Annotated in this window: 7 protein-coding genes, 1 tRNA gene and 1 pseudogene; 5 read left to right on the top strand and 4 right to left on the bottom strand. The window is 62.9% G+C overall.

The annotated features are described in order from the left end of the window. Together CMI59_RS06850 and CMI59_RS06845 are read right to left on the bottom strand one after the other, a co-directional pair. A partial coding sequence (locus CMI59_RS06850; protein ID WP_293326472.1) for an AMP-binding protein occupies positions 1-984 on the bottom strand: 984 nt, incomplete at its 3' end. Positions 985-1,073: 89 nt separating this feature from the next. Further along, positions 1,074-1,898 (bottom strand): crotonase/enoyl-CoA hydratase family protein, encoded by an 825-nt coding sequence (locus tag CMI59_RS06845; protein WP_293326470.1) that lies wholly within the window; start codon positions 1,896-1,898, stop codon positions 1,074-1,076. Between the two features lie 189 nt (positions 1,899-2,087). Between CMI59_RS06845 and CMI59_RS06840 the strand changes: the two genes are divergently transcribed. From CMI59_RS06840 to CMI59_RS06830, 3 genes are all read left to right on the top strand, one after another. Next, entirely contained in the window at positions 2,088-3,902 is a 1,815-nt protein-coding gene (locus CMI59_RS06840; protein ID WP_293326467.1) for an amidohydrolase, read from the top strand. A gap of 130 nt (positions 3,903-4,032) precedes the next feature. After that, on the top strand, positions 4,033-5,067 hold the full coding sequence (locus CMI59_RS06835; RefSeq protein ID WP_293326464.1) for a helix-turn-helix domain-containing protein: 1,035 nt from the start codon (positions 4,033-4,035) through the stop codon (positions 5,065-5,067). A gap of 157 nt (positions 5,068-5,224) precedes the next feature. Then, positions 5,225-5,899: an SCO family protein gene (locus CMI59_RS06830; RefSeq protein ID WP_293326462.1), complete on the top strand. Its 675-nt coding sequence runs from the start codon at positions 5,225-5,227 to the stop codon at positions 5,897-5,899. A gap of 4 nt (positions 5,900-5,903) precedes the next feature. Here the strand turns inward: CMI59_RS06830 and CMI59_RS06825 are convergent, their stop codons facing one another. Both CMI59_RS06825 and CMI59_RS06820 read right to left on the bottom strand, forming a co-directional pair. After that, positions 5,904-6,374: a copper chaperone PCu(A)C gene (locus CMI59_RS06825; protein ID WP_293326459.1), complete on the bottom strand. Its 471-nt coding sequence runs from the start codon at positions 6,372-6,374 to the stop codon at positions 5,904-5,906. Then, positions 6,328-7,311, bottom strand: coding sequence for a cytochrome c oxidase assembly protein (locus CMI59_RS06820; RefSeq protein WP_293326457.1), 984 nt, complete (start codon positions 7,309-7,311; stop codon positions 6,328-6,330). The genes CMI59_RS06825 and CMI59_RS06820 overlap by 47 nt, the downstream gene beginning before the upstream one ends. Positions 7,312-7,849: 538 nt before the next feature. Between CMI59_RS06820 and CMI59_RS06815 the strand changes: the two genes are divergently transcribed. Both CMI59_RS06815 and CMI59_RS06810 read left to right on the top strand, forming a co-directional pair. After that, positions 7,850-7,923, top strand: a tRNA-Gln gene (locus CMI59_RS06815). A 257-nt stretch (positions 7,924-8,180) separates the two neighbouring features. Next, a pseudogene (locus tag CMI59_RS06810) lies at positions 8,181-9,533 on the top strand (hypothetical protein); the annotation flags it as partial.

The raw sequence follows: 9,533 nt of genomic DNA, 5'->3' as shown, positions 1-9,533 counted from the left end.
CCGGATGAAGGGTTGCACGTCATTGGCCAGCACGGTGAGGAGCACGCTGTCCGACAGCACGCCGTCGGGCACGGGCTGCATGGCTTCGTCGACCGCTTCGAGGATCACCCAGTCTTCATGCACATGCTTCCGTCCGTGGCTGCATACGAAGGACAGCACCAGGCACTCGGTGCAGCCATAAGCGTCGAGAATGCCGTATTTGAGCGAGGGGAAGGCCTTGAGAACCCGTGCGCGAAGCTCGTCCGTAAGGGTTTCGCCGCCCGTGTTGAAGATAATCGGGTCGATCTTCAGCCGCCCGGCCTCCTTTTCCCTTGCTAGGATCGCCAACACGCTCGGATAGGTCACGATGCTGGAGACCCGGATCGCGTTGAGTTGCTCGACGAGCCGGCCGATGGGCTGCTCGGCCTCGACGAAGGTCACGCCCTTCACGAGCCTTGGATGCAGGCTTCTCACCAGCTTGTTGAACCCGGCGCCGGCAAAGTGACCGTTGCCGCCGGTGACCGTCACCCGCATGCCGCGTTTGCGCATCTCCCGGAGGAACTGCCAGTGGTAGCGCTCGAAGCGAGCGAGGGAAATGCCGAAGGTATATTCCAGGAAGCGCGAGGGCAGGACGATGATTGCCGGTTCGCCCGACGTACCGGAGGTCCGGAAGACGGCGACACCGCCAATGGGCACGCCGATCTTGCTCATATCCGCGAGATGCGCGCGGGCCTTTCCGAGAGGGAGAGAACGGATCGTCAGCCAGTCGTCGAACTCCCGCATGAGATCGGGTTTGCGGGTCACCGGCAGGTCGCGCAGCTCGACCTCGCTTGAGGGCGGCACATCCGCGTAAAGCCGGTGAAACAGCGGGGAGTCGTGACGGGCCTTTTCCACGAGACGCCTGAGGTTGCGGCGTTGCTTCGCTTCGATGCGTTTCCGCCCGCCCCACGCGGTCCAGAGCCCGCCGAGGAAATAGCCGAACATCCTGAGTAGACTGAAACGCATGACTGCCGACCTTCCCCCAAAGTCAGCAATGAGCCGTCGGTGTCACCTCGATACGCGATTACGATGAAACCGACGGCTCATGGCTTGCCTCAATCCTGATAGTTCGCGGCCCGTTTTTCGAGGTTCGACATGATCGCCTCGACCTGGTTGGGGCTGCCGATGAGCTTGTCCTGCTCGACGGACTCCATGGTGAGGCCTTCTTCCTGGCTCACCACGGCCGCGGCATTGAGGATGCGCTTGGAGGCGCGGATGGCGCTCGGGCTCTTGCCTGCGATTTCGCGCGCGGTGGCCAGCGCGTCCTCGCGCGGGGTTTCAGTGACGCGGGTGGCAAAGCCGATGCGGCCTGCTTCCTCGCCGAGGAAGATGCGGCCCGTATAGGTCAGCTCGCGGACGATATCCTCGCGCACGAGGTGATACATGATCTGCGTGCCCGCCATGTCCGGCACGAGGCCCCATTTGATTTCCATGATGGACATCTTCGTGTCCGGCGCGACATAGCGCATATCCGCGCCCAGCATGAGCTGGAAGCCGCCGCCAAAGGCCACGCCATGCACGGCGGCGATCACCGGCACTTCGAGCTCGCGCCACTGCCAGACGACATATTGCGCGCGGTTGGAGATGCCATGGGTGCGGGGCGTGAGACGGTTCGGCACACCGCCTTCCTTCTTCTCACCGCTATCCTTTTTATCGCCGCCGGCCATCTTGCCGAAATTGCCCATGTCGAGACCGGCGCAGAAGGCGCGCCCGTCGCCCGAGATCACCACGGCGCGCAGGCCCTTCTCGTTGCGCAGGCGCTCGCCCGTGTCGAGCAGCGCCTCGAACATCGCGTCGTCCAGCGCGTTCATCTTGTCGGTGCGCACAAGGCGGACATCGGCCACGCCATCCTCGATAGTGACGGTAATCCGGTCGCTCATGTCGTTATCCTCCCGAAGTTTGCGGATTTTCGATTTTGTTTGGCGGAAGACTAGCGCATTGAGGCGCGCTGTCCGACAGGAAAGAGGCGATAGCGCCCCGGAGAACGCAGGGGATAGGGTTTGACAGGCGGCGACCTTGCGTCAACTCTGCCTGAAAACAAGAAGCAAACGAAAACGAGGCAGGGCGAGATGGACAATCCGGGCGAGACGACGGGGATTTGCGAGGCGGAGACATGCGACTGCCCCGATCACGATCACCACACACATGACCTTTATGGCTGCCCCTGCTGCGCGCCCGTATTGCAGGACCTTGGGCTAATCTCGCTGCCGCCGCTGGCGAATGCCGCGCGGCCTGCCGCCTGGAAGAAGCTCGGCGCGCCGAAAGAGGCGCCTGCCGGAACGCTCATCATGGCGAATGCGACGGTGGTGACGGCGGATGCGGGCTTTTCCATCGCCGAGGCGCTCGCCTTCAAGGACGGGCGCATCGTGGCGGTGGGCACGCTCGACGAGGTGAAGGAGCAGGCGGGCGAGGACGCGGAAGTGGTGGATTGCGCGGGCCGCACCATCCTGCCGGGCTTCATCGAACCGCATATGCATTTCTTTCCCATCGCCATCATGAACCGGCTCACAGATGTCGGGCCGTTCAAATGCGATGATGCGGATGCCGTGATCGCGCGCATGGGCGATCTCGCGGCGGAAACGGAAGACGGCACATGGATCGTCGCGCGGCAGTTCGACCCCTCGCTGCAGCCGGGCGCGGACCGCATCACGCGGCACACGCTCGATCAGGTCGCGCCGCGCAATCCGGTCTTCATCTTCAATGCCTCGCTCCATATCGCCTATTGCAACTCCGCGGCGCTGAAGATCGCGGGCGTGACGGCGGAAACGCCGGACCCGGCGGGCGCGGCATACGGGCGCGATGCGGACGGCCACCCCAATGGCGTGTTGCAGGGGCAGGCGACGATGTTCGGCGTGCTGGCGCATAACATGTCGGCGCTGGCGCTGGACGATGTGCCCGCTGCCTGCAAGGCGGTCTGCGAAAAGGCGAACGCGGTCGGCGTCACGACCTTTTGCGATCAGGCGAGTGGTGGCTTTCAGGGACCGGGCGAGATCGACGCCTTCCATGCCTTTGCCGCCTCCGGCCATATGACGGCGCGGCTGCGCTATTCGCTCATCAATGCAGGCGCGAAACGCTGGGACGAAAGCGACATCGCTTTCGGCAAGGGCGACGAGATCGCGCGTGCGGTCGGCTGGAAGATCGTGTCGGACGGCTCCAATCAGGGCCGCACCGGCTTGCAGCGCGACCCCTATTACAAGCGCGACGACACCGGCATCGCCTATGTCGACAAGGACACGCTGCGCGAGACGGTGGTGCAACGCGCGCTCGAAGGCTGGCAGGTCGTGGTGCATGCCAATGGCGACAAGGCGATCGACCATGCGCTGGATGCCTTCCAGGCGGCCTATGACGCGGGTGTGCCGCGAGACCGGCGCTTCCGCATCGAGCATTGCTCGATCCTGCATGACGAACAGATCGCGCGGATCAAGGAGCTGGGCGTGAGCCCGAGCTTCCTCATCGGCCATGTGCATTACTGGGGGAAGGCCTTCCGGGACGAGATCTTCGGACCGGAGAAGGCGAACCTTTTGGGCCGGGCGGCCTCTTGCGGCAAGGCGGGCATTCCCTGGACCATGCATTCCGACGAGCCGGTGAGCGAGATGGGGCCGCTGCGTCTCATCGACAATGCGGTGAACCGGACCCTGTGGAAGGAGCCGGGAAGCGTGCTGAACCCCGCCGAGCGGGTGAGCATGGAAGAGGCCATTCTGGCGCTGACGCGCGATGCGGCCTGGCAATGCCACTCCGAGCATGAAATCGGCTCTCTGGAGCCGGGAAAGCTGGCCGATTTCGTGGTTCTTGACCGCAATCCACTCACCGTTGCGCCCAAGGAGGTGGGCGGCATCGAGATTCTGGAAACATGGATGGGCGGAAAGCGCGTATATGCCGCTTGATCTTCATAAGCGGGAAATAATTGCGTGAGTAGGCTGAGATGGCTGTTGCAAACCGTGACAAAAATGCACAACGCTACCCTTGTACGGTTGCTAACTTGGGGTCGGGGAAGAAACGAAGTCATCGCTTCACATGTCAGACCACCACAACAAGATCGGCGCCGCTTTGCGCGATGCGCGACAAGCCTGCGGACTCTCTCTGGATGAGGTCGCGGAGCGCATCCATATTCGCCCGGTCTATCTCCAGGCGATCGAGGCGGGGCAGTTCGAGCTTCTGCCCGCCATTCCCCAGCGTCTCGGCTTCACGCGCTGCTATGCCGATTTCCTGCAGATCGATCTCGGCGACGACCTGAACAAGCTGAGCGAGGAAGTGAACGATCACGTCTCGCAGACGGATTATTCAGCGCCCGCGCTTCTGCTGCCCGAAACGCGCCGCGGCTGGGGCCTGTATGGCGTGGCGGCGGTGCTGATGGCGCTTGTCGCCGGAAGTGTCTTCTATTTCAGCGGAACGCAGAGCGGCGATGTCGCGGCCTCAAATGCGCCGCAGACCAGCGTTCCCCCGGCCAAGGCCTCGCTGCCGGTGCTGGAGGACAGGGCTAAAAGCCCGGCGCCGGTGAAGACCGATCTTGCAGACCGCGATGACGCTTCGGCGACCGCGGCCCTCGCGACGCCCGCGATGGCCACGGAAGCGCATGCCGCGGCAGCCGACAGCGAGCCGCAGGCCGACGAGACGCCGGCCGTGAAGATGGCGAATGCCGATACGGCCGCGACGGCAGAGACGAAAGCCGTTTCCGCTGCGCCGGATGTGACCGAGGCCGACGAGGCCGAGGCCAATAAGGTTGAAGCCGGCAAGCTCGAAGCCAGCGAAACCAAGACCAGCGAAACCAAGACCAGTGAAGCCGAAGCCAGCGAAGCCGGGTCCAGCGAGACCGGCGCGAGCGAGACCGACCGCGCGGCGCTGCAGCCGGCCTATCTGGCCTCGAGCGATGTGTTCATCCGCGCCCGGCCGGACAATGACGGGGCCGTGCTCGGCGTCGTCAATCGCTGCGAGCCCTTGCAGGTGCTGGGCGGCAACCGCTACTGGCGCGAGGTCGAGCGCAAGGACGGCACCAAGGGCTGGATCTTCACCGATTATGTCGCGCAGCGCGGACAAGCCGGCTGCGTCTGATCTGCCCGATTTCATATTTCCCGGCGATGAAAACTCTGTAAGTTTCCTCCCTATTGCGCGTCTTTCGGGCAGCCGGGACGAAGCGTCGCATTGTGCCGGGACGCCGGGAGGCGTAGCGCCGTGGCATCCGTCCGGTCCGACAGGAGGAGATTGCGGAATGGGGCTTTCGTCCGCCGCGGGAAACCATGCCAAAGGCCGCGTCGCGCGTATTCTGTGCGCCGGCATGATGATGCTCGCGCTCGCCGGGTGCGACGACGGGCAGGACTGGCATGCGACCAATCTGACGGGTGCGTTTCCGCCGCTGCATTTTTCCATGACCCGTGCCGACGACGGCAAGCAGGTGACGGAAGCGGATTATCGTGGCGAGGCGGTGCTGCTCTATTTCGGCTACACGTTTTGCCCCGATGTCTGCCCGACCACGCTCAGCCATATCAGCAATATTCTGGACCGCATGGGCAAGTCGGCGGACGATGTGCGCGTGCTCTTCGTGACCGTGGATCCGAACCGCGACACGCTGCCGGACCTCAAGCGATATGCCGACGCCTTTGCGCCGCAGGTGGATGCGCTGCGCGGGACGCCCAACGAGCTGGCGGCGCTCGCGAAACGCTATCGTGTCGCCTATACGGTGCGTCCGGCAAAGGATGACAGCGAATACGAAGTGTCGCACGGCTCCGCCGTCTATGTGTTCGACGGCGAGGGCCGGATCAGGCTGCTCTTTTCGTCGCTGTCGCGCGCGCAGCCGGATATGGACGGCATGACGGCCGACCTTGAAAGACTGACGCGGGAAGATTCAGGCGGCGGCTGGCTGAGCCGCATCGCCGCCTGGTTCTAGGGTCTTATTTGCCGGTCGCGGTCGCGCCCTTCACGTCGAAGCTGCCGGTCAGCGTCGAGCCGTCCTTGAACTTCAGCGTGACCTCGGCAGTCGTGCCCGGCTTCAGCTCGGCGGCGGGCTTCATGCACATCAGGTGCTTGCCGCGGGGCGCGAAGCTCACGCTCTCGCCCGGTGCGACGGCGACTTCGGGGAGCATGACCATTTTGTCGCCCTTGCTCTCATGCAGCATGACCATGCCGCAGGCGGGCGAGGAAGCGCCGACAAGCGTGCGGGCTTCGCCGCTCTCATTCGTCAGCGTGAAATAACCGGCGGCGGGCCGGCTCGGTACGATGACCCGCATCCAGGTGTCGGACAGGGTGAGGCCCGACGTGTCGCCGGCCAGCGCGGGCGCCGCGGCAAAGGCGCTCACGCCGAGCGCCAGCGTGAGGCTACATGCCAGTCCAGCTTGCCGCGTTGATCGCAGGAGATGTTTCATCCTCATTCTCGCTTTCTGCCTCTTCTTCCGCGAGGCGCATGAAATTCAGCACAAGCAATAACCCGACGGCGCTCATCATGGCACCCGGAATCCACACGATCAGCCCGCCATAGGTCTGATCCGCCATGGCGTCGATCGAGGGATAGATACGACCGCACCAGTGATAGAACTCATAAAGGTCCCGTGTCGAAAAGGTGATGAAGGCCCCGATCAGGATTTGCGGGAACATCACCCCCATCAGAATACCGCTTCGCGCCAGGAACCCGAGGCGGGCAGGCGGCGAGGGGCGCGGGTCGAAGACCAGGCTCCAGAACAGGATCCCGTCCACCACCATGGACCAGTTCATGATGGAGTAGAGCCGGGGATCGACCATGACCCGGAAATGAACGTCCGGGATCAGCCACAGATAGATGAGCCCGACGAAGAGGAAGGCGGCGAGCGCCGGCTGCTGGACGACATGCATCACGCGCCGCAGCCAGTGCGCGCGGCAAAGCCGCGCGAGCGGTTCCGGCATGCCGCGCAGGATCGTCTGCCCCGGCCAGCCGAGCACGATCAGCATCGGTCCCAGATGATGCATGACGATGTGCTGGACGCGATTGAGGAAGAACATGTGCTGCGCGAGATAGTCGTAGCGCGTCATCAGCACGGCATAGGTGAGGCCAAGGCCAATGAGGAAAGAGGCGATGCGCCATTTGGCGGGGCGTTCCTCGGGCGAGGAGAGGTGAAGCCCCCGGACGAACCACCAGAGCGCCAGCCAGAAGGAGATGAATTCCAGCGGGTAGAAATCCCACGGCGCCCAGACGGGCAGCAGCGTGGGCACATTGCGGCAGAGCCACCACAAAGCGACGCTGGTCACGGCCAGCAGCAGATAAACCGCGCCGTCCATGATCGGAAGGGAAGCCCGGCGCGGCAGCGCCTTCTGGAGAGCGGTCGTCACCATTCGCATCCTTGAAGCGTATCCAAGGGTGCTAATCCCTGCCGCCCGAAATGCCAAGTGGGCGCGCCCGCGTCCGGTCGTCGCAATGGCGGGAAGGGGGCCGGGACTGGGGCCCGGAATTGGGAGGAAAAGGGCGCACGCAAAGGGACAGCCGCCAAAAGAAAAGGGAGCCCTTTCGGGGCTCCCTTGAGATACCACTGGCTGCGAGAGGGAGGTGAGGGGGGGAGGACACCGGTATCGCGCAGTGGAGACAACTGAAGCGGCTTGCCTACGTGGTACCGCCCGTTGTTATGGCATCCATAATGCCCGCCGGACGCGCGGGTGCCTTGATCTGGATCATTTATGGTGATTTAGCCCGCAGGGCCGGATTTCCGCCCTGTTTGCGGGTTGGGGGAGTTGACGAAAGCGGACCCTTGCGCATAAGTTCCGGGCCTCGCGACGCGGGATTCCCGCGTTTCGCGCACCAAGTGCCGGTCACGGCGCCATTTGCGGTATTTTTACCGTATCCGGGCATAAAAGCCCGGCCGGCTCAGGCTCTTGGGGGATCGTCTAATGGTAGGACAGCGGACTCTGACTCCGCCAGTCTAGGTTCGAATCCTAGTCCCCCAGCCACCGCAAGCCCCTTTATTCCCGAAATTCTGCGCGTTTTTGATCGCCGTTCGCCTCAACTCAGAGGCGCTCCAATGCGATGCTCACACAAACGCTCACACATCGGTTCCCACATTGCGCACAAGCGCGGCATCTTCTATTACCGGCGGCGCCTTCCGAGACCCCATCCCGGCGATTTGACCCTTTCCCTTCGGACCCGTGAGTATCGGGAAGCTGTCCGGCTCTCCTGCCTGTTGGATACCGCCTTTGAGAACGTTTGCATGAGTACCGACGTCGAGCGCCCCGATCTAAGGCAAATCCTCCGGGACTACCTGAACGGGCAGCTTGAGGAGGACAGGAAGCTCCACTTGGCAAAAAGGCCGGGGCTACCCGTCTACGCGCTGGCTGGGACGTTTGACCCGCTGAACGTCACGCCTCAGGAAGCGGATCATGAGATTTTGGCGTTCCACCAATCCAGATACGCCGACGCAATCGTCAATCGGGACATCAGCGAGGTCACAGGGCTTGTCGATGATCTTATGGAGCGGCACGGCCTCTCCGGGGCTGAGACGCGCGTAGAGCTTGGTCTCGGCCTGTTAAGTGCTCTCTATGACCTCTCGAAGGTTCAAATGGGGCGCATCTCTGGCGGGCTTGTGGAGCGTATCGGACGGGAAGCGGGCGGGGCTGGCGTATCGCAGCCCCAAGCGGCGCCTCCTTCGGTTCCTGTGGATGCCCCTCAAGTTTTCACTGGGCGTCGTCTTTCGGAACTTCTTCCGCGCTTTGTAGAAGCGCAGCGCGGGGAGGAATGGCGGGGGCAGACCGAACGCCAGAACATGAAGACCTACCAGATGTTCATGGAGGTCTGCGGTGACCTGCCGGTCGATGCATACAATTCAAAGGATCATGTCGTCCCGTTTCTGGAGGTCTTGCGGCGCCTTCCCGCAACGCACGGAAAATCCCCCAAGGACAAAGAACTGACGCTGGAGCAGATTATCGCCCGCGCCGACAAGGAGGGCGCGCAACGTCTGTCGCAGAAGACCCGAAATCGACACAAGGCGGCGCTGGGAAGTCTCTTCGAATGGTTGATAAAACGTGCCCGCGAGCGGGAAGAACCAAATCCGGCTCACGGCGTCCGGACAGGCAGCAGGGGTGGCAAGCGCAGCAAAGCGGCGAAGCGACAGGTTTGGGAAGGAGATAAGCTCCGGGCGCTTTTCTCTGGTCCCGCTCATAAGGGGTCGCATGAGTTTTTCAGAGCGCGGCCCGGCCCGCATCTCATAAAGGACGCCTATTACTGGTTGCCTCTGCTGGGGCTTTATCACGGTGCAAGGCTTGGAGAGCTTGCACAATTGCAGGTTGAGGATGTGCGCGAAGTTCAGGGTGTCTGGTGCCTTGATATCAATGATCTCGACCTCAAACACCTGAAGAACGAGCAATCGCGACGCCTTGTTCCTATTCACCCGAGAATACTGGCACTGGGCTTCCTAGATCATGCGCGTGAGGTCGCGCTTGAAAAGGGAGACCGTGTCTTTCCCGAACTCAAACTCGGTGGAGCCGACGATAAGGCCAGCTACGACTTCACGCGCAAGTTCGGCGCATATCGGCGGGGAATTGGTGTTTACGAACGGTGGCTCGAT

Origin of the sequence: Parvibaculum sp. (genome assembly GCF_002684405.1) — a bacterium.
GTDB lineage: Bacteria > Pseudomonadota > Alphaproteobacteria > Parvibaculales > Parvibaculaceae > Parvibaculum.
This window is presented reverse-complemented; position numbering and strand designations above follow the sequence as displayed.